Origin of the sequence: Leptospira yasudae, from assembly GCF_003545925.1 — a bacterium.
Classification (GTDB): Bacteria; Spirochaetota; Leptospiria; order Leptospirales; family Leptospiraceae; genus Leptospira; species Leptospira yasudae.
Window position 1 is genome coordinate 227,501 of the sequence record NZ_QHCU01000006.1, and the last position, 19,525, is coordinate 247,025.

The following is a 19,525-nucleotide window of genomic DNA, read 5'->3' on the forward strand; positions in this document are numbered from 1 at the left end:
TTGCTACGGAAAAACTTCTTCATAAGGAAGGAGACACGAGGAATTTGAGAAAGAAAAATCCGTTCCTGTATCATGCAAACCAGCTCACCTTTCACAAACCGGAGCTGGATAAAATTCTTCTTTCTTTAAGCGATTCGGGAATTTGATTCGATGGGATTTTGGAAACGCCTCTTCTCCCCTAAAAAAGAATTTAGATCCTCGGCAAGAGCTTGGATCGAAAATCCGGAACGAGTTCAGAAAAGTATCGGAAGAATTTTCGACTTCGTTTTTGATTCCACCCTGAAAGAGTTGCTGCCGGAAAAAATTTCCGTCTCCTTGGAACCGGTCGCGGGGCTCAGAGTTCCGGAAGAAAAAGCGAGAATCATCTTACAAGGTCTGGATGTAAGGACGCTTCTTCCGTTCAACTCGGTTTCCGAAGCGATGAGCGCCGATACGCAGGAAGCGATCTTGGAACTCGCGGCGGGAACGGTCGCGGCTCCTTCTAAGATGTTTTTGATGAAGATCCTCAATCAATCTCCGATACAGGAGATGTTTTCGCAAGGTCTCGAAAAGATATTAGTAGAATTCAATAAAAAGCTGAACCCTCTTGCGGGTGTGTTTCAAGCCGCGGGTTTCGAGAAGCAGATCTCCGGTTTTCTTTCGGTTCTGCTTCCGGGATTTACGGAAAAGATGGCGGAGGTTCTGCATTCTTCCTCCGAAAGCGAGGCGGGCAAGATTCTTCTCCGCAACACGCTGAAGATCCTCTTTCAAACCGGCTTTGCGGACATCGGACATCTCGAATCCGCCGATCTCCGAAAACATTTGGAAAAACTGAGAGAAGCTGTTTCCAAAGATCCCCTTTTGGAACAAAGCATAGAAAAGTTTTACGAGAATTTCAGGGACGCGGTGTTAAACGAATACAGAGGAGAAACCTTGAAGGAGTTTCTGGGTTATTCCGAAGAGGAATATGTTCGCTTTAAAAATTCCGTTTCTAAAACGACCGCGGAAAACCTTCTTGCCATCCACAAACAAAAGCCGCTGACTGGGCTCGTAACGGATCTGCTGGAGGATGTGCTTGGATGAAAAAAGTGATCAATCAGATCGGAAAGGCCCTCGAATACCTGGACAAACTCGGTACCGGAAAATCCTTTCAACTGTTTCGTTCACTCGGTTATGAAAAACTGTATTCCCTTTCGGAGAAGGTGGATCACAAAACCCTTTTGTACATCAGCCAGAATCTCGACGAAAAAACAATCATCGAATTTTTAAACCGAATTCCGGAAGAAACCCTCGTACAACTTCTATCCACGGTTCGTCCGGCAGACATTACGTATTTTGCAAATAGCATTCCGATGGACGATCTCGTCTTACTGTCCACTTCCATTCCCGCGGCCGACATCGCGGAAATGTCCTTAAAGACCGGAAAAGAATCCTCCGCGGAACTTTTAAAAAACATCGGTCCCCACAAATCGATCGCTTTGTTAAACGAAGTGGGAGTTCAGAACTTCATCGAACTTTCCTTAAAGGTCCCGCCCACCAAACTGATTCCCGTGGTCGCCGAATTGACTCCGCAGCAATCGGGGATCTGGATCCGTCAACGCGGAATCGGAGACATTCCGAGGTTGATCGAAGCCTTCGGCGTTCAGAATCTTTTGGTGTTTTTGAGAACCCTCGGGTTCGAAAAGAACCTTCACATCATGGGCGTTTTGGGTTTGGAGGAATTGATCGAACTCGCGTATACGATTTCAGGAATGAAACTTCCGGGTGCGGCAAGCGGTTCCGGCAAATCCCAAAAATCCGCCTCTAAAAAATCTCCCAAAAAAAAGGCGAAGCCGAAAAAGAAAACTCCCGCCAAAAAGAAACGAAAACATTCGTAAATTAGAAACTTCTAAAGTGGAAGGCGCGGGCAACGCGTTTTTTAACGGGCAGCCGCCTTACTCGTCTTTTGCAGGGAATCGGAATGGATTCTTCCGTCCACCATGTTGATTCTGCGTCCCGCCAGAGCCGCATAATCCGGGTCGTGCGTCACGAAAACGACGGTGGTTCTGTTTTCTCGGTTGATCCGCTTTAGGATTTCCATAGCTTTATCCCCGTTTGCCGTGTCCAAATTTCCGGTCGGTTCGTCCGCAAACAGAAAAATCGGATTCATGATCAAAGCCCGCGCGATTGCGGTCCTTTGCTGCTCGCCCCCGGACATTTGGGAGGGAAATTTGTCCTTACAATGTTCCAATCCGAACTCGGAGAGAAGTCGCCTCGCTTCGTCCCGCTTAACGATATTCGTTTCCGTTTTACGCGTCGGCATCAATATATTTTCGATCGCGGTCAGCTCGGGCAGAAGATAATGAAATTGGAATACGAACCCTATATTCAGATTTCGGAATATATGCGCTTCCTTGCTCGGCATCGAAAATAGATCCATTCCGTTCAGGAACACCTTTCCGGAACTCGGCTGATCCAATCCGCTCAACATATATAACAAAGTGGATTTTCCGGAACCGGATCTTCCCGTCAATGCGACGAACTCTCCCCGCTGCAGACGAAACTCCGCGTCCTGCACCGCGTATGTAGGCGGTTCTCCGAAACGTTTGGATAAGGAAGTGCACGCGATCGCGGCCTCTTCCTTCTTTTCACTCGTATAGGATCGCCCCGGATTCATGCGCTACCCCGTATGATTTCGACGGGAGAAAGTTTCGACGCGGACTTCGCGGGAATATAAGCCGCGATTCCGCTCGTGATCACGGATAAGCTGAAAGCCTTAACGTAGATCGTATAATCCCAGGAAATCTTCATCACGTTGATCATCACTTGTCCCTTGGTCGTTTTACCGCCGATCGGATAACCGTCCAAAGCGTAACACGCGATCGCCCCCACGATCAAACCGCAAGCTGCTCCGAGCAAACCCAACAAGAGCCCTTGTATGATAAAGAGTCGGATCGTATCTCCTTCGTCAAAACCGACGGACCGAAGAATCGCGATTTCCCTTTTTTTATGATTCACAACCATATTCAAAACATTGTATATTCCGAAAGCGACGACTAGTATGATCGTGAACGTAGTCGTATTTCTTACGATATTCTGCGTTTTGAACACGGACAACACGCTTTCATACGTTTGATCCCAGCTTTGAACCTTGTCCTTGGTGAAAAAAGACCACTCCGTGGCGACATCGGCCGCTTTCGAAACGTCTATCAATCGAACGGCGATTTCCGATATGACTCCGTTCGACTGCGTGATTCGTTGAACCGTCCTCAGAGACGCGTAGACGGTCGTATCGTCGATCATTCGATTCCCGACTCGAAAGACTCCGCCGACTTTGACGTTGGATAATTTACCGTTCGTGGTAACCACTTGAAGAGTATCGCCGGTTTCGGCGCCGAGTTTTTCCAACAATCCGGAACCGGCGAAAATCATATCACCTCCCCGATCGAGATCGCGAAGATTCCCCTTTTCCACGTATTTACCGATCGTCGTCACTTTGGTTTGACGGGCGGGATCGATCCCTTGCAGTTTTCCGGGCAAGGTCTGCTTTCCGAATTTGAAGATCAGTTGTCTATTGAGCTGCGGGGCATACGCTTCCACGCGTTCGTCCTGATCCAATTTCAAAAACCAACCTTTAACGTTTGTTAGCTGAGTAGAATCCGTTTTTCCCGAAGGAGGATTGATCCATCGTACGGTCGAGTCGGGAGAGAAAATTCCTTCGAAACTTTCCTTCTTTAAAACTTCGTCTCTGGGAGAGATGCGGATCTGCGCGTCGTTGTTCACGAGTTGATCCGTGATATATTCCTGAAAGCCCAACATCATCCCGGAAAAAACGACATATCCGGCGGTCCCCAAGAGAATCCCCAAAAAAGTCAGAAAAGTCTGCTGCGGCCTCTTTAACAACTGCCGAATCGCGAGAAAAAACATAAGGGTCTACTTTTCTCCGTTTAAAAAGACCGTATCGGTTGGCAGCACGGAATCTTCCAAGACCTCGCACCATTCTCCGTCGACGGCGCCGACGTTCGCTTGTATCCAGAACGTTTTCCCGTTTCGTCTAACGCGGATTCTGCCTTTTTCGACGGCTCGAATCGGGATCAACACCGCGTTTTCTTTACGTGCCACTTCCAGAGCGACGTCCGCAGTCATCTCCGGTAAAATTCCTTCGGGCATCGAGTCCACGTCTACACGGACAAAAAATTGACCGTCGGAAGGATAAACCCGGCTGACCTTCCCGAGCATCTTATTGCCGCGCAAATTCTCGAAGCTTAGTTCCGCCTTTTGTCCGGTGCGAATCCGCAACATAGAATCCTGGTCCAGGGAAAGAAGGACGTATGTTTTGTTCAAATCCATCATCGTAAGAACGGGCGTTCCCGGCATGACGATTTCGCCTTCCTGAAATAAGAGAGAAGTGACCGTTCCTGAAAACGGTGCTGTAAAGGAAACCCCGGAATCCGTTATGAGAATCATTTGACCCGCCTTTACTACCTGGCCCTCCTCCACATACAGCTTGCGAACCGAGGAGGTCACGCCCATTTTGAGATGGTAGACCCGTTCCGACTTTACCGTTCCCAGCGAATACACCAGTTCTACGATCGGTCCGACCTTGGGAGTAAACTCGGATCGTTTGTTCTTTAGGATTATATAAAATACGGATATTATAATGATCGAAGAAACTCCCAAGAGCGCGACGCGTCCCCAGCGAGATCCGATTACGATTTTAAAATAAGCTCGAATTAGATTCATTTAACGTACGTTTCCGGCGATTCAATCCAGCAATCGCGCGAGATGTTCTTTGTCTTGTACTATGATCTTCTTCTTATCGATCTCGATCCAACCCCTGCATTTTAAATCGGAAAGGGTCCGAACGAGGGTTTCCGTTTTCACTCCGATGATCGAAGCCATAACCTCCCGCGTAAAGGGAAGTTCAATTTCCTGTCCCTGTTCGTTCATGCTCTCTAAAAGATATTCGGCTACCTGCGCGTGCACTTGGCGGGTTCCCATAGAATAGATCTTATTTTCGGCTTCTCTGCTTTCATTCGCGATTCGATCGAAAACCAAGTCCCGAAATCCGGAATCCGCCTGCAGAAGAAGCCTGAATTCCGATTCGGATATGAATTGCACCTCCGTATCCTCGAGCGCGGTCGCATTGTGAAGATACTTTCCTCCTCCGATCGAATCCCTCAATCCGACCCAGCTTCCTACACAATGGATTTTAAATGTCTGCTGTTTATCCTGGTTTTTGGAAGCACGATAAGCGCGAACCGCTCCTTTCAGAATGATATAGAATCCTTTGGAAGTTTCGCCTTCTCGAAATAAAACCTCTCCTTTCACGAAAGTCTTGATCTTCTTATCTTGATTGAAGCTTGAAGGATTCACCAATCGCAAGGTACCTTTTTCAGAGGTTACGTCGTTTTCTGGGATCGGTGTGAAGGTTTTTTTGAGTGCGTTCATGCTTATCTACCTCTTTCGGAGTGATTCATTCATACTCCGATTCGATCGATCCGTCAACGGGCGACGGGGTATGAGGCGGATTTGGACGGTTTTCGGCGGATTTAGAGGAGAAAAATCGGATGATAATTATCATTCCCTATAAAATCGATTCGGATTTGCGAAATTCGATTTTCGGCATTCAATTCTTGTAACAAACAACAAGGAGTCGGCTATGCAAATCAACGAAGGAACAATCGACCGCATCATTCGAATCGTTTTGGGAATCGCTCTCATCGGTTTCGGATATGCGACTCAGGGAGTGATCGGAACAGTCATGTTGGTGGCGGGGTTCGTTCCGTTAGGAACCGGTATTTTGGGATGGTGTCCGTTATACTCCGTATTCGGATTCAGCACTTGCCCCATGAAGAAGTGAAACAAAGATCGCCGGGTTTTCAGAAACCCGGCTCGGGTTCTTTATTCGGCGAACTCCAGCTTTCTCCGTTCCGGGTGAGAGAACCATTTTAAAACCGTATCCGACACCAATCTCCATTTTTGAGGATCTTCAAAATGACTCGGAGAACCGGGTATCAAATACAATTTTTTCAACGGAGTTTCGATACGATTCAGAAAAATCTGATTGGATTTGATCGTTTTAAAATCGAGGGCTCCGATGATGTTCAGGATCGAAACGTCGCTAAACACGACGTTCAAAGGCAGCAATCCGTCTCCGATTAAAGTCAGACTTTCGATTTTTCCCTTCAATGTGGAAGCGGCACGAAAGATTCTTTCGGCGATATTGGAAAAACCGAGATACGCAAACTTCAGTCCTTTGGTTTCGGAAAGCGCTTCTAACTTTTTCGTCACTTCCACCAATCGGTCCGCGAGCAGGGACTCGTCGAAAAGATTTGCGGAGATTTTTTTCTCGTCTTCGGTCAAAAGCCCGGACAGAAAAAAAGTACCGATCCCGTTCGCGTACAAAGTCCGGCAAAGAGCGTCGAAGCGTTCCTGATGTTTTCCGTCCTTCTCTCCCAATACCGTAATCACGAGCAATTTGGAATGAAGAGGAAGACGCAGTTCACCCTTCAAGCCGATTCGATTCACTCGAATGGCGATGGTTTTGCTATGATCTTTTCTTTCCCTCATCATAAATCGTTTGAACGCTTTTTCCGAATTCGAAACGCCCGCTCTTACAACAAAGCGCGTCTCGGCGCGCGGAGTTTCCGCACGGATGAAGAATCGTAATCGATTCGGAACGGGAGGTCAATCACTCCCGGGGGATGTTGCGAATGGGAGAGGTTTTCGGTGAAATGAGAGGGTAAAAAAGAAGGAGAAGTTTTTGCGGAGATCTCACCGATTGTACGTTAGGCGAAACTGCGGGAAACTTGGCACTTAAGTTACAGAAGTTCCTTGATCTTCGCGATGTATTTGCGGCCGACAGGGAGTTGTGTTTCCTCTTCGTCCTTTAAATACACGGAATAATTTCCCATATTGTCGCTTTGAAGGTGAGACAGTTTTTCCAGATTGATGATGTATTGTTTATAGATTCTTAAAAAGCGAGTCGGCGGAAGTTTGGTTTCCAGACTTTTTAAGGATTTATACGTGACGTATTCTCTCGCGTCCGTATGAACGAGACTGAAGTTGTCGCGAGAAGAGATGTAATTGATTTCTTTGTACGGAATGAGAAAGTGATTCTCCTTTTCGAGTATGAAAAGTCCGTGTTCGTTGAATACGTTTTTGGAAGCGGGTTCCACCTTTTGATCGAGAAACTGAACGGCGCGATCAACGGCTTTGTAAAAGCGGTCCTTCGAGAAAGGTTTTAGCAGATAATCGATCGCTCCCAACTCGAACGCTTCGATCGCCTTGTCCTTCAACGCAGTGATGAAGATGATATACGGAGGAACTTCCAGCCGTTCCAAAATTTCCAAACCGGAAAGCAAGGGAAGATTGATGTCGAAGAAGGCGAGATCGATCGGTTCGGCTAAAAGAAATTCGAGAGCTTCCTCTCCGTCCTTTGCTACTTTGCAAAGTTTGAGTTCGGGACGAGACAAACAAAAGTTAACGAGAAGTTCCCGAGTGGGAGCCTCGTCTTCCACGATCATCGTTTTCCATTCTCTTCCCGTAGTCATTTTCCGATTGAATCCGAAAGTTTTTCGTTGTTCGGTTTATCAAAAGTTACGGTCACCACCGTGCCGCCTTCGGGGTGATTCTCGATTTTCACTTCGGATTCGTAAAGATAAAATTTAAGTCGATCCGAGATGTTCGTAAGAGTTCTGGAATGGATCATATCCGATTTGAGTCCGACCCCGTCGTCTCGAATTAAGATATGGGTTTTTGTTCCTTCGATAAACGCGTGAACGGAAATCGTCCCTTTTCCTTTTTTGTTTCGCAGTCCGTGAAGATAGGAATTCTCGACGATCGGCTGCAAGGTCAAAGGCGGAAGCTGGCACTTGCTGAAGTTTCCGATCTTCTCCACCTTTACGTCGATAAAATCGGAAAAGCGCAATTTGAGCAGCTGGAGATAATTCTCCATAAACTCCCATTCCACGTCGAACGGAACGAGTTGTTTGACCGCTTGATCGGTAAGAAACCGATAATTATCCGCAAGCATAAGAATCGCAGAATCCGCGAGTTCGGGATTGGTCTGCAGATACGAATGAATGATGCTGAGCGTATTGAATAGGAAGTGCGGACTCATTCTATCCTGAAGCGTCTTCAGATTGTTTTCTGCGTGTCTCGCCTTCTCTTCCGTTTCCTTTCGTTCGGTGATGTCGTTTCGGATCGCGAGATACTGATACGGTTTTCCGGTTTCGTCCAAGATCGGAGAGATCGTCGTATCCACCCAATAGAATCTTCCGTCCTTAGCCTTGTTCTTGATTTCTCCCTTCCAGATCTTTCCTTTGGAAATCGTCTTCCAAAGATCCTTGAAGAATTCCTTCGAATGATAACCGGAGTTGATGATGCGATGATTTTGTCCGAGAAGTTCGTCCCGCGAATAACCGCTGATATTGCAGAAGTTTTGATTCACGTAGATGATCGTTCCCGCCCGATCGGTGAACGCAACGATGGAAACCGCGTTCAACGCGGTTTGAAAATCGGACAATTCTTTTAAAGAACCCTTTAACTCGCGTTCGATCTCTTTTGTGTGAGTGATGTCCACGCCGACGAACCATTTTTCCCAACCGGGTAAAGGAAACTCGGAGGAAAGATTGGATAAGAAGATCGTCTTCGTTTTTCCGTCCTTGGCGATGAGTTCGAGTTCCCAGTTCTTAAAGTCGGAATCGAAAATTTTCGAATCCATCTTCATCAAAGATCCGGAATTGGATTCCGGTAAAAGTTTTTCCTGAAGGAATTCCTCTTTTCCAAGAACTTCTTTTTCGGAATAACCCATCACCCGTTCGCATTCGTGATTCCAAGATACGAGACGAAATCCGCTGTCCACCGCCATAAAGAGAATCGGCATGTTCTCGAGAACCTTCCGCATTCTTCCTTCGCTTTCCTGCAGGGATCTGCGAAGACGTTTTTCCGAAATCAGACCGCCCCAATGACGCGTAACGCAGCTCAATTCGGCCGCGAAATCTTCCTTCAGTTCGGAACCGGTTTCCAAAAATAGAAGAAAGGTTCCGATGATTTCACCGCCGTCGATGATCGGAATATTCAAAATCGATCCGATACGGGCCGCAAGCGGAGAAGGAACCGAAAACGTATGCGAGAATGAAACGTTCCACTCGATCGTAGCGTTGTTTTGATTGCGAAAGAATCGATCGTAAACAAGGCCGTTCGGCGCTATTTTTAAGGAAGTATCGTTGTTCTTTTCCTGCGGAGAATGCGAAGAAGAAACCGATCGATCCGGAAGAAAAACGGCTTCGAGCAAAAAGGAATTCGCATATTCGTCGAAAAGCCAGGCTTGGCCGTACAGACAATTAGCAACCTGGGACAATCGTTCTAAAATTTTCGATAACGCCTCTTCCAAGTCCACGGCCTTGCCGTATAAACCGGACAACATTTCCAGGCAATCGACGACATTTCGTAACCGATTCAGTTCTTTTTGTGTTTCTTCCATTCCGAAAATCCTGTAAATTTGCAGGTCTCGCCTTATTCCGGCTGTTCACCCAAGCCAATCTTGACCGAACAAAACAAGGATGATAAAAATTCGTTTCAAACAAAAGGAGAATTTTATGAACAGTCTCGCAAAAACTCACGACCACTTTTTGAGTCTGAATAACTTGGACCACTTCTTCCACAACTGGAACGAGTTCCTGCAAAAGGATTGGGTGCGTCATATACCTGCGGTAAACGTAGTCAAAACGAAAGAAGGGTACGAATTGGAATGTGCCGCTCCCGGTTTGGATAAGAAGGATTTCAAGATCGATCTCGAAGGGGATTTGCTGACGATCAGTGCAACGAAAAAAACGGAATCCAAAGAGGAAGACAAACACTACAGCAAACGGGAATACAATTATTCATCCTTTAGCCGTTCGTTCAACCTCCCCGATACCGTAGACCGGGAAAAAATCGCCGCGAAATACGAAAATGGAATCCTAAAACTCACGCTTCCGCAAAGCGCGGACGGGAAGAAAGCGGAACAAAAGATCAACGTTCAGTAAGGAAAGAATTCCATACGAAGTTCCGCCGAATCGATGAACGGTCGGTTCGGGCGATTTTTTTACTGAGGTTGATCCAAATTCTTTTTTGCGTTTAAAAGTTCGTTCTTGCTTTCACGCAGAGAATGAAGCCGTTCTTCGATCACTTTCAGGGAAGAAGCCGGATAATTTCTTCCCGCGTCCTTAAAGAACTGCACGCTGTATTCCAGAATCTCGGTCATATCGTCCGAACGTTTGATCTTAGAATCCAGATAAAACGTCATTTCCGGCTTCGCGACTTCTCTTCCTTCGAGAAGGGCCGCGCGCACTTCATCCATTCTTTCTTCGTCCTTCTTTTTCTTCTCTTCTTGTTCCTTGGTCAACTCCCTCGGAATGAGGCTGTTATTCGGGAAGCGGTCGGCCAAAGGTTTTACTTTTTGAATGACTTCCTTCCGGATTCGTTCCTTTTCCTCGGGAGAAAGATTGGAATAACCGCCCGCCGCTTCCGCGGAGGACGCATCTCCGGTCGAAGCGACGTTTGTATCCGACTCGCTCGCATTGGAGAAGTCCAAAAAATTTCCGGATTCAAAGAGAGAACCTTCTTCCCGACTGACCGTGTCTCGGCTGAGACCGCCCGCCAAACGCTCGTTACCCGATCGGGAACTTCCGCCGCCGAACGGACCTTCTCCGTCGAAAAAAGCGAAATACGCGGAAATACATAAAAGAATTAAAATACTAGAATATGCGATTTTTTTGTTCATCACGATTCCTGTTTCTGCAAAGGAAGGAAGATGCGGAAATTACTCCCGCCGTTGACGCGGGATTCCAAGGTGATTTCCCCATCCATCTTATGAAGAATGCTTCTGGAAATCGGAAGTCCCAGTCCGGTTCCGCCGATCCGTTTGTTTCGATCGTTCGGGATTCTAAAAAAACGTTCGAACACCTTTTCGACGTATTGTCGATCGATCCCAACTCCCGTATCCTTGATGTTGATTTCGAGTTTGCCGGTTCCCGATTCGATCATTCGGATTTCGATCTTTCCCCGTTCTGTATATTTGATCGCGTTGACGAAAAGATTCGTGATCACCTGCGAGAATTCGAAACGGATTCCGCGCACTTTCAACTTCTTGATCAAACTGAGTTCGACTCCGAGCCCTTTTTCCTTTGCCGATGGCCCGTTCGAATATACGACTTCCTCGATGACGAGAGCGGGATCGAAGTTCTCGATCAAACCGGAGTTGTCTTCCGTCCGAACTTCTTCGAACTTCAACAGGTTTTCGATGAGATGATTCAGACGTTTGATGTTCTTTTCGATCACGTCCAACATTCCGACTTGTTCTTTGGAAATGGAAGAATTCAATTCCGCGCGGAGAAGTTCGAAATAACCTTGGATGTTCGTCATCGGAGAACGAAGTTCGTGACTGATATTGGAAATGAATTCGTGCTTCGCTTGTTCGGTTTCCTTCTTTTCCGAATCGTAAAGGATATGAACCTGATAGATTTTGCGCGCGCGTTCGAACAACGCGGTGATGCTCAAGGAAACTCCCATCTCCGATTTGTCCCGAAGTCTCATCTTCGCTTGATCGACGCGCAACATCGTTTCGGCGGACTTCGTCGGAGAGGACCAATCGCCCATTTCGTTCAAACCGGGGAACAGATCTTCGAGCCTGAGATTGGTGATGTTGTCCTTACTGTAGCCGGTCAAACTTCTAAAATTATAATTCCCCGCAATCAACGCTCCCGAAACGGAATCCAGAAGAATGACGGGGATCGGTGAAAACTCGAAAAGATAATTGAATCGATCGTCCGAGAATTGAAGCTCGATGCTTCTTTTGTCCATCTCCAGACCCTGCATCATAAGAACATTATCGATTGCTGATGTACGGATTTCCTGACTTCGAATCTCCTGAAAGAGAAAGTCGAGAATCGAATTGACTCCGGAACGGATCGCGGACGCGGTTCCTTTCAAAGGAAGAATCGGAAGACGGACTCCTTTCTTGGAATTGTAGATGTTCAACACGAGATTCTGAAGATCGGAAACCAAATCCCCGAGTTCGCGTCGATCGCCCGCTTGTTGTAAAAGTTTGTTCGACTCGTCCTTACGGCTGAACTGTTCTTCCATCAGCGCCGTCTTTTTCGTTTTAAACGCGGATGGGTACGAAGGGAACGGTTCCTGCGCGGCAAAGTCGAGAGCTTCCAAAAGAACCGGAGGAGGATCGGCGAGATGTCCCATCGATCTCCAGTAGATTCTTCCAAGATATTCCAACTCTTCCGACGCCGCGACCGGAGAAAGAATTTCCTTTAAGTCTTGGGACGGTTGTTTGTAAAAGTAATGCAGTTGTTCGGCTTCGATCTTGAACTCGGGAATACTTTCCTGAATCACGTGTTCGGTGGAAACGCTCGTGTTCTCGATCAAGGATTGGATCGCTCGGGTCAAAGCGGTTTGCACTTTTTGAATGCGATCGGGATACGTTCTCGCAAATCTTCCGTTAAACGCGAGCATGTTGACCGGCAATCGATACGGAGGAAGATCCCTTCCGTCCGAAATGCGGTACCCGTTGTTTAAAAAATGGGATTCCTGAACGGAACCCACGAGGCCGAGCGTTCCCGTTTGTGCAAATTCGTTCTCCAAAAGATACGATCGGGAATACACGAAGGAAGCGGAGATTTTTTTACGAAGACGACTCGAACTTAGAAATTCCTGAGCGAGCAATTTATCGAGAGAAGTGCTTTGCAGAACCGGAATCAGATACGGAGTTCCTTCCAAGATGGAATCCGCGGTCGAATTGTATCTCGAATAAAAGGAATGGATCATTCTCGAGAGAATCATTCCTCGATAAATCGATTTGTTCGGGGCCGCCTTTTTGAAATGAAGATCGAGCCAAGTCGTAAACGGAATTTCTCCGGCTTCTACCTTTCCCGAACTTAAAAAAGCGAGAACCGCGTCGTAGTTTTCGAGTACGCGGACCTGAACCGAAACTCCCTCTTTTTCAAAAAAGCCCCGTGACTTCGCGTATACGATCGGGAACGCCGTGATTCTGGATGTGATTGCAATTTCGATCACAAAAGGCAGTATTTCGCACGCGGCAGATTTATCAAGAATCCCTTGAAATTTCCTCAAAAAGACAAAAAAAGATCATTCTTTCGGGAGAATTCTCCGAGAGACATAATATGAGGATCGAAGAACTTCCCACAGTCCAAACGATTTTGAATCGAATTCGAGAAATCGAAAGTCTTCCGAATCAATTCGTCCGGGAAACGCCGACGCCCGAGCGAATTCCCGCCTCGCAGCAGAACTTTGATTCCATTCTGAAGGCGGCTCAGGAAAAAACCGCGGAACCGAACCTGCAAACCGAACCTTGGAGAAGAGATTCCCGAGGCGATTTAAAAGGCGTAGAACCTACTCTCGCGGAAATCATTCGCAAAGAATCGGAAAAGAATCACCTCGATCCTTCTTTGGTTCAAAGCGTGATCAAAGCCGAATCCGGATTTAAGGCGAATGCGGTTTCTCCCAAAGGAGCGATCGGTTTGATGCAGCTCATGCCTTCCACCGCGAACCTTCTCGGAGTGGAAGATCCTTCCGACCCGGCGGAGAATGTCGCGGGCGGTACGAAATTCTTAAGCGATCTTTTGAGCAAATACAAGAATCTGGATCACGCGCTCGCGGCCTACAACGCGGGACCGGGAGCCGTGGATAAGTACGGAGGAATTCCTCCGTATAAGGAAACGCAGAAATACGTGGAGAAGGTTAAAAAGTATTACAAAGATTTTTCCGAATAGTTCGTTTATGATCGGAACTTTTTCGAAATTTCGGAAATCGTATGAGTTCCCACATTTTTAGTCTCATTCCACAAATTCCGAGCTTTCACACGGGAACTTCACAGCCAAACTCCGTGTGAGTTCCCACAAATCAGTAATACTTTTGAATCTCGGTTTCCAGACAACCGGTAAGAGATTTGCAGGTCGCGGTCGAAATTCCGTTTAAACAAACCTGCATCTTATCGAAGTGCTTTCTGCATCCGCGCAGACAGGAATTTTCGATCTTCCCCATCTGCTCTTGAACGACCGCTCCCGGAAACAACTCCGTCACACAACCGGTCAACTTCGTACAATACGTGAGACAAATATCCTTCGATTCGGAAGAATAGAATTCCTCTTTGGAAACCATTCTTCCGTATTTCAACAAAACGACCGAGAGCATAAGAACTAACAGCGCGTAGACGGGAGCGTATCGAACGATATGTCGAAGAGTCGCATTCATCTTCGGGCCTCGGTCGACGCTTCCGCGGACCGGAGAAAGGAAGAATCGTGACTGTAAAAACGGATCTTATCGTAGAGATCCTGGTGTATGAGAACTTCCTTAAGTCCTAAATCGCGTTTCCAGATCGACCATGTTTGCGCAAGCGCGTATCCTTTCGGCAAAGAAGTTTCCGCCCGATACAATACGACGTCCCTCTTTCCGTCCATACAATTCATCTGCGCTCCGGGAAGCGAATGTTCCACCGAGGTTCCGGGTAACGCGTTTTTGAACGTAAGAGAAACCCAGGGGTTTTCCGATACGACGCAGAGATTCTTGCTTTCCTGAATTCTTCCCGTTAACGGTACATCGGGAAGATTCACCGAAGGAATCAACAGAAGCTGCAAATAAAACATGAACCCGGTTCCGAGCAGAAGCGTAAGAGAAGTCTTATAAAGAATCGTCTTTTTATCGGGAATCATCCAGAACGCTCCCACGATATTCGCGAAGCCTACCCAAAGCAGATCGACCCAAGCCTCTTGTCCCGAACGAAAATCCAATAGAATCTTTCCGAGTCCGAGAACGATCGAAACGAAAATCAAAAATCGGAAGTTGCGCGAAAGAGGACCGGACAAGGAAACTTCCTGATCCTTTCTCGAAAAATACAAACCCACTCCGATGAACGCAAGAGGTATGAGCGGCAGAATATAATAATAATCCTTTCGATTGGGAAGTTCGTGTATGATCGAAATCGCAACAGTCGAAAAAATAAGGACCCTGCCTATCATTCCTCCGAAGCTCTTCGAAGTCTTTAGGATCGTCTTCGACATCGTTTCCAAAAGAAACGGCGTAAAAGGAAGACAGTACAGGATCCACCCCAAAAGGATAATGAACTCATTCTGATTGGTAGTAGCAGATGAGAATTTACCAAGGTTCTCAGTGAAAAAGAATACTTTTAAGAACGCGCTTCCCGCAGGCGAAAGAGAAGTAAGAATTCCTCCCCAAGCGGCGAGAACTCCGAGTGCGAGCGCGTGAAACAGAACCTGATCCAGAATCATTCGGACCAAACGTTTTTTGCCGGACCATTCTCCGTTTGCCTGAAATTGAAAGGCGTGTAGGAAGGCCCAACCTGCGAGCAAGGTTCCCGAATACACTTGGAACAAGGGTCCCTTGACAAGGCAAGCGAAGCCCGATACGAGCGCCGCCGCGACGAGAAAGGAACGGTTCCGTTTTTTAAAATAAACTAACAGTAGATAGGTGGAAGCCGCCAGTAGAAACGTCATCAACGCTTCCATCATCACCAATCTCGAAAACTTAAAAACTCCGAGAGTCAGAAGATAACTCGAAGCGATGATCGCCGAATAGATCGGTCCCGCTTTGAACAATCGTAGCGCGAAGTAGATCAGAATTCCGGTTCCCGCAAAAAGAAGCAAAGAAGGAAGTCTTTCGGAGGTTAAACTCATTCCGAATATCAAATCGGAAGCGATCCCCGTCCAAAAAAGAACGGGAGGTTTGTATAGATTCATAAAACCTTCGAACCTCGGAAAAAGAATCTCTCCGGTTTGAATGCTTTCCCGAATCGTCGCGATGTGCATTTCCTCGTCGCCTTGAGGTAATACGGCTCTCGACCCTAGGTTGGGGAAAAGGAAAAGCACCGAAATGACGAAAAGAACGGCCGCCATAAGCAGATCTCTCCGACTGGAGGAAATTTTTCGAAGGGAATCTTTCTGCGAAACATCCGGAACGAGGGAATACTCTATTTTTTTAGAAGAATTGCCTGACATTTTGCACCTTCTTTATATGTAATTACTTACTTACTTATTGCAACTTTTTCGTCTAATCTAAAAAATGACAATCAGGAATAAAATTCAGAACGGAAAAAAGTATCGGTCAGGTCTTATTGAAAAAAATAGGTTTAAGGTCGGTTAAAGGAGTACAAGATTCTCCGAATCTCCACGTTATCGCATGCTTTGCATTTCCGCTTTTTGAAGGAAGCGGGACTCTACTGAAATAGTGAGTGACACTGGGCCAGTCTTAACTTTTATAGGGATCAAAATGAAGTCGGTTAAATCAAAGGCAAACAACTCAGAAGCTCAACAAATGAAGGATGAGGCTGCCTGTGAGACGATGATTCGCAAAAGAGATCGTTCCGCCACGGAAACAGCGATTCTTTTGGCTGCGATTCAGGTGTTTGCTAAGAAAGGTTACGACGCTGCTAATACGAAAGATATAGCGAAGCTTGCTAATGCGAACGAAGCTCTGATCTTCCGATACTTCGGAAACAAAAAAGGTCTCCTTGAAGCCATCCTCACCCGATCCGAAGACATCAAACAAGAAGAAGCCCCTCCCCGCGCGAACAAAACTACGGAAAGTTATCAGGACTTGGAAGCGAGTCTTCAATATTCCATGTCCGGCAAATGCAGGGACTTTCGAGACGCGGAAGACTTTATGAAAGTCGCGGTGAGCCAGATCATCCTGGACCCGGAAGTCAGTCAGATCATTCAAAAGAAAATTTATACGAGAGCCCTTCCCGAGTTTATGGCCGAGTTGGAAAAATTCAAGAAGGCCGGGAAAATCGATCCGAAAGCGGATCTCAAATCCATCGCGTATGCGATCTCTTCCCTTACCTTTGCCTTAGGCTTTATGGGCCAATGCGTTTATAAAATTCCTCCCGCTGAAATCCAAGCCACCATCAAAGAAGTCGCAAGAATCTTCCGTAAAGGTTTAGAACCGGAAACGGAAAAGAAAAAATCCAAATAAGAAGAACGAACGACGTAATCTGTCGGAGTTCCGACAAACATCTTGGAGCGATTTTCCGCTCGCAAATATAAGATTTTTCTGATATAGGGGAATTGTCCGATTTTTTCCCCGCCAGCCCACCTCCACCACCCAATCAGGGAGGGGCCTTGAAACGTTTACAGTAGGAGTTCCCACAAACAAAAAAGGTCTTCCTAACGAAACCTCGACGATCGAAGTTCGAAAGGAAGACCTTACAAAGTCAAAAAACGATTTCTAAATTCTTAAAAATCAGCCCTTCTTTCTTTGCTCTTCGCTGATCAGATTCAGAGCGCTTCCCGCTTTGAACCAAGCGATCTGCTGCGCGTTGAACGTATGATTCACTTTAATCTCTTGCGAAGAACCGTCTTTGTGGCGCAACACGAGAGTCAGAGGAACTCCTTCCTGAAACGAAGTCAGACCGAGAATGTCGATTTCATCCTCTTCCTGAATCTTATCGTAATCGGCTTTGTCCGCAAACGTAAGCGCGAGCATTCCCTGTTTTTTCAGGTTGGTTTCGTGAATTCTCGCGAAAGACTTCACGAGAACCGCTCTCGCACCGAGATGTCTCGGTTCCATAGCGGCGTGTTCTCTCGAAGAACCTTCTCCGTAGTTTTCGTCGCCGACGATCAAGGAACCTATTCCCTTCGCTTTGTACGCTCTTGCGGTTTGAGGAACCGGTTCGTAAGCTCCGGAAAGTTGATTCTTCACTTCGTTGGTCTTATCGTTGAACGCATTGACCGCGCCGATCAAAAGGTTGTTGGAGATATTATCCAAGTGTCCTCTGTATTTCAACCAAGGACCAGCCATGGAGATATGATCCGTAGTACACTTTCCTTTTGCTTTGATCAAAAGTTTGAGGCCTTTGAGATCGTTTCCTTCCCAAGGAGTAAACGGAGAAAGAAGTTGGAGGCGATCCGACTTTGGATCGACAGCGACGTTCACTTTGGAACCGTCCGCTGCGGGAGCGATAAAGCCCGCGTCTTTTACGTCGAAACCGTTCGGAGGAAAATCCAAACCGGTAGGAGGATCGAGTTTCACTTCTTTTCCGTCCTTGGTTTTGAGTGCGTCCGTAAGAGGATTGAAGTCCAATTTTCCGGCGATCGCGAACGCGGTCACGATTTCGGGTGACGCGACGAATGCGTGCGTTCCCGCAAGACCGTCGTTCCGTTTCGCAAAGTTTCTGTTAAACGAAGTGATGATGGAATTCTTTCTTTCCGGATCTTTCGTCTGACGGCTCCACTGACCGATACAAGGACCGCATGCGTTTGCAAGAACCACGCCGCCTATATCGGAGAAAGTTTTGATGAGCCCGTCTCTTTCGATCGTATAACGGATCATTTCGGAACCAGGAGTCACGGTGTATTCCGCTTTGACTTCGAGATTTTTTTCCGCGGCTTGTTTCGCAACGGACGCGGCGCGCGTAATGTCTTCGTAAGAAGAGTTCGTGCAGGAACCGATCAAACCGACTTCCAAGTTGGTAGGCCAGTTGTTTTTTTGAACCGCTTCTTTGAACTTGGAAAGAGGAGTCGCGAGGTCCGGAGTAAACGGCCCGTTGATATAAGGCTCGAGTTCCGACAAGTTGATCTCGATGACTTGATCGAAGTATTTTGCAGGATCGGCGTAGACTTCCTTATCTCCGTTTAAGTGTTCCGCGATTTTGTCCGCGAGTTCCGCGACGTCTTTGCGGTTCGTCTTTAAGAGATATTCCTTCATGTTCTGATCGTAACCGAACACCGAAGTGGTTGCACCGATTTCAGCGCCCATGTTGCAGATCGTTCCTTTACCGGTGCAGGAAAGACTATCGGCGCCTTCGCCGAAGTATTCCACGATCGCACCGGTTCCGCCTTTTACGGTAAGAATTCCCGCTACTTTTAAGATGATGTCTTTTGCGGAAGCCCAGCCGGAAAGTTTACCGGTGAGTTTTACGCCGATGAGTTTTGGAAACTTCAATTCCCAAGCCATGCCAGCCATCACGTCCACGGCATCCGCTCCACCGACTCCGATCGCGATCATACCCAAGCCACCCGCGTTTACGGTGTGAGAATCGGTACCGATCATCATCCCGCCCGGAAATGCGTAGTTTTCAAGAACTACTTGATGAATGATTCCTGCGCCCGGTTTCCAAAAACCGATTCCGTATTTGTTCGAAACGGAAGAAAGAAAATCGTAGACTTCTTTGTTTACGCTGTTCGCGGTTTTTAAATCTTCCGCTGCACCGTCTTTTGCTTGGATCAGGTGGTCGCAGTGAACGGTAGAAGGAACCGCAACCTTGTCTCTTCCCGCAGACATGAATTGCAAAAGAGCCATCTGAGCCGTAGCATCCTGCATCGCGACTCTGTCCGGAGCGAAGTCAACGTAAGACTTTCCTTTTTCATAAGCGGTCTTCGGTTCGCCGTCCCAGAGGTGGGAATAAAGAATTTTTTCGGTAAGAGTAAGAGGTCTTCCAACAACGTTTCTCGCTTTTGTAACTAGATCCCCGATCTTAGCGTATCGGGCGCGAATCATTTCTATATCGAATGCCATTGTTTTCTCCGTAGGTTAT

19 protein-coding genes (1 of these 19 only partly in view) are annotated in these 19,525 nt (G+C 47.0%); 7 read left to right on the top strand and 12 right to left on the bottom strand.

Annotated elements, in window-relative coordinates; genetic code table 11:
• The 3 genes in view from DLM76_RS17530 to DLM76_RS17540 are tightly spaced (at most 4 nt apart) and all read left to right on the top strand, a layout consistent with a single transcriptional unit that may run on beyond the window.
• Positions 1–146: the final stretch of a 1-acyl-sn-glycerol-3-phosphate acyltransferase gene (locus tag DLM76_RS17530; protein ID WP_118957026.1), read on the top strand. The gene continues 1,006 nt to the left of window position 1, outside the view; 146 of the gene's 1,152 nt are visible here — the last part of the coding sequence; the start codon falls outside the window, past its left edge; its stop codon occupies positions 144–146.
• 4 nt (positions 147–150) lie between these two features.
• A complete protein-coding gene (locus DLM76_RS17535; protein ID WP_118965999.1) occupies positions 151–1,062 on the top strand; it encodes a hypothetical protein in 912 nt (303 codons plus the stop codon).
• On the top strand, positions 1,059–1,856 hold the full coding sequence (locus tag DLM76_RS17540; RefSeq protein ID WP_118957024.1) for a hypothetical protein: 798 nt from the start codon (positions 1,059–1,061) through the stop codon (positions 1,854–1,856). Before DLM76_RS17535 ends, DLM76_RS17540 begins: the two co-directional genes overlap by 4 nt.
• Positions 1,857–1,897: 41 nt before the next feature.
• Here DLM76_RS17540 and DLM76_RS17545 read toward each other — a convergent pair whose 3' ends face one another.
• From DLM76_RS17545 to DLM76_RS17560, 4 genes are read right to left on the bottom strand one after another with little or no spacing between them, the layout of a single operon-like run.
• Complete coding sequence (locus DLM76_RS17545) at positions 1,898–2,635, bottom strand: ABC transporter ATP-binding protein (RefSeq protein WP_118966000.1); 738 nt, start codon at positions 2,633–2,635, stop codon at positions 1,898–1,900.
• Positions 2,632–3,885, bottom strand: coding sequence for an ABC transporter permease (locus tag DLM76_RS17550; protein ID WP_118966001.1), 1,254 nt, complete (start codon positions 3,883–3,885; stop codon positions 2,632–2,634). The genes DLM76_RS17545 and DLM76_RS17550 overlap by 4 nt, the downstream gene beginning before the upstream one ends.
• A 6-nt stretch (positions 3,886–3,891) precedes the next feature.
• A complete protein-coding gene (locus tag DLM76_RS17555; RefSeq protein ID WP_118957021.1) occupies positions 3,892–4,701 on the bottom strand; it encodes an efflux RND transporter periplasmic adaptor subunit in 810 nt (269 codons plus the stop codon).
• Positions 4,702–4,722: 21 nt separating this feature from the next.
• Entirely contained in the window at positions 4,723–5,409 is a 687-nt protein-coding gene (locus DLM76_RS17560) for a Crp/Fnr family transcriptional regulator (RefSeq protein ID WP_118966002.1), read from the bottom strand.
• A gap of 211 nt (positions 5,410–5,620) precedes the next feature.
• Between DLM76_RS17560 and DLM76_RS17565 the strand changes: the two genes are divergently transcribed.
• Positions 5,621–5,821 carry a YgaP family membrane protein gene (locus tag DLM76_RS17565; protein WP_118957241.1) on the top strand — a complete coding sequence of 67 codons (201 nt, stop codon included), beginning with the start codon at positions 5,621–5,623 and terminating at the stop codon, positions 5,819–5,821.
• Between the two features lie 41 nt (positions 5,822–5,862).
• Here DLM76_RS17565 and DLM76_RS17570 read toward each other — a convergent pair whose 3' ends face one another.
• The 3 genes from DLM76_RS17570 to DLM76_RS17580 all read right to left on the bottom strand — a co-directional run bounded on the left by DLM76_RS17570 (position 5,863) and on the right by DLM76_RS17580 (position 9,448).
• Complete coding sequence (locus DLM76_RS17570) at positions 5,863–6,534, bottom strand: dienelactone hydrolase (protein WP_118957019.1); 672 nt, start codon at positions 6,532–6,534, stop codon at positions 5,863–5,865.
• Between the two features lie 248 nt (positions 6,535–6,782).
• Positions 6,783–7,514, bottom strand: coding sequence for a LytR/AlgR family response regulator transcription factor (locus DLM76_RS17575; RefSeq protein WP_118957018.1), 732 nt, complete (start codon positions 7,512–7,514; stop codon positions 6,783–6,785).
• On the bottom strand, positions 7,511–9,448 hold the full coding sequence (locus DLM76_RS17580) for a PAS domain S-box protein (protein ID WP_118966003.1): 1,938 nt from the start codon (positions 9,446–9,448) through the stop codon (positions 7,511–7,513). The genes DLM76_RS17575 and DLM76_RS17580 overlap by 4 nt, the downstream gene beginning before the upstream one ends.
• A 115-nt stretch (positions 9,449–9,563) precedes the next feature.
• On the opposite strand from DLM76_RS17580, the gene DLM76_RS17585 reads away from it, so the two are divergent.
• Entirely contained in the window at positions 9,564–9,992 is a 429-nt protein-coding gene (locus DLM76_RS17585) for an Hsp20/alpha crystallin family protein (RefSeq protein WP_118957240.1), read from the top strand.
• 59 nt (positions 9,993–10,051) lie between these two features.
• Here the strand turns inward: DLM76_RS17585 and DLM76_RS17590 are convergent, their stop codons facing one another.
• A complete protein-coding gene (locus tag DLM76_RS17590; RefSeq protein ID WP_118966004.1) occupies positions 10,052–10,729 on the bottom strand; it encodes an LIC_20245 family lipoprotein in 678 nt (225 codons plus the stop codon).
• Positions 10,729–13,041, bottom strand: a complete 2,313-nt coding sequence (locus DLM76_RS17595; protein WP_118957239.1) for an ATP-binding protein — start codon at positions 13,039–13,041, stop codon at positions 10,729–10,731. Before DLM76_RS17595 ends, DLM76_RS17590 begins: the two co-directional genes overlap by 1 nt.
• A gap of 98 nt (positions 13,042–13,139) precedes the next feature.
• Between DLM76_RS17595 and DLM76_RS17600 the strand changes: the two genes are divergently transcribed.
• Entirely contained in the window at positions 13,140–13,748 is a 609-nt protein-coding gene (locus DLM76_RS17600) for a lytic transglycosylase domain-containing protein (protein ID WP_118957015.1), read from the top strand.
• A 130-nt stretch (positions 13,749–13,878) separates the two neighbouring features.
• Here DLM76_RS17600 and DLM76_RS17605 read toward each other — a convergent pair whose 3' ends face one another.
• Positions 13,879–14,229 (bottom strand): Cys-rich protein, encoded by a 351-nt coding sequence (locus tag DLM76_RS17605; protein ID WP_118966005.1) that lies wholly within the window; start codon positions 14,227–14,229, stop codon positions 13,879–13,881.
• Positions 14,226–15,887 (bottom strand): ArnT family glycosyltransferase, encoded by a 1,662-nt coding sequence (locus tag DLM76_RS17610; RefSeq protein WP_158586397.1) that lies wholly within the window; start codon positions 15,885–15,887, stop codon positions 14,226–14,228. The genes DLM76_RS17605 and DLM76_RS17610 overlap by 4 nt, the downstream gene beginning before the upstream one ends.
• A gap of 373 nt (positions 15,888–16,260) precedes the next feature.
• On the opposite strand from DLM76_RS17610, the gene DLM76_RS17615 reads away from it, so the two are divergent.
• A complete protein-coding gene (locus DLM76_RS17615; protein ID WP_118957012.1) occupies positions 16,261–16,965 on the top strand; it encodes a TetR/AcrR family transcriptional regulator in 705 nt (234 codons plus the stop codon).
• A 267-nt stretch (positions 16,966–17,232) separates the two neighbouring features.
• On the opposite strand, the gene DLM76_RS17620 is transcribed toward DLM76_RS17615, so the two are convergent.
• Complete coding sequence (locus DLM76_RS17620; protein ID WP_118966007.1) at positions 17,233–19,506, bottom strand: aconitate hydratase; 2,274 nt, start codon at positions 19,504–19,506, stop codon at positions 17,233–17,235.
• Positions 19,507–19,525 lie beyond the last annotated feature (19 nt).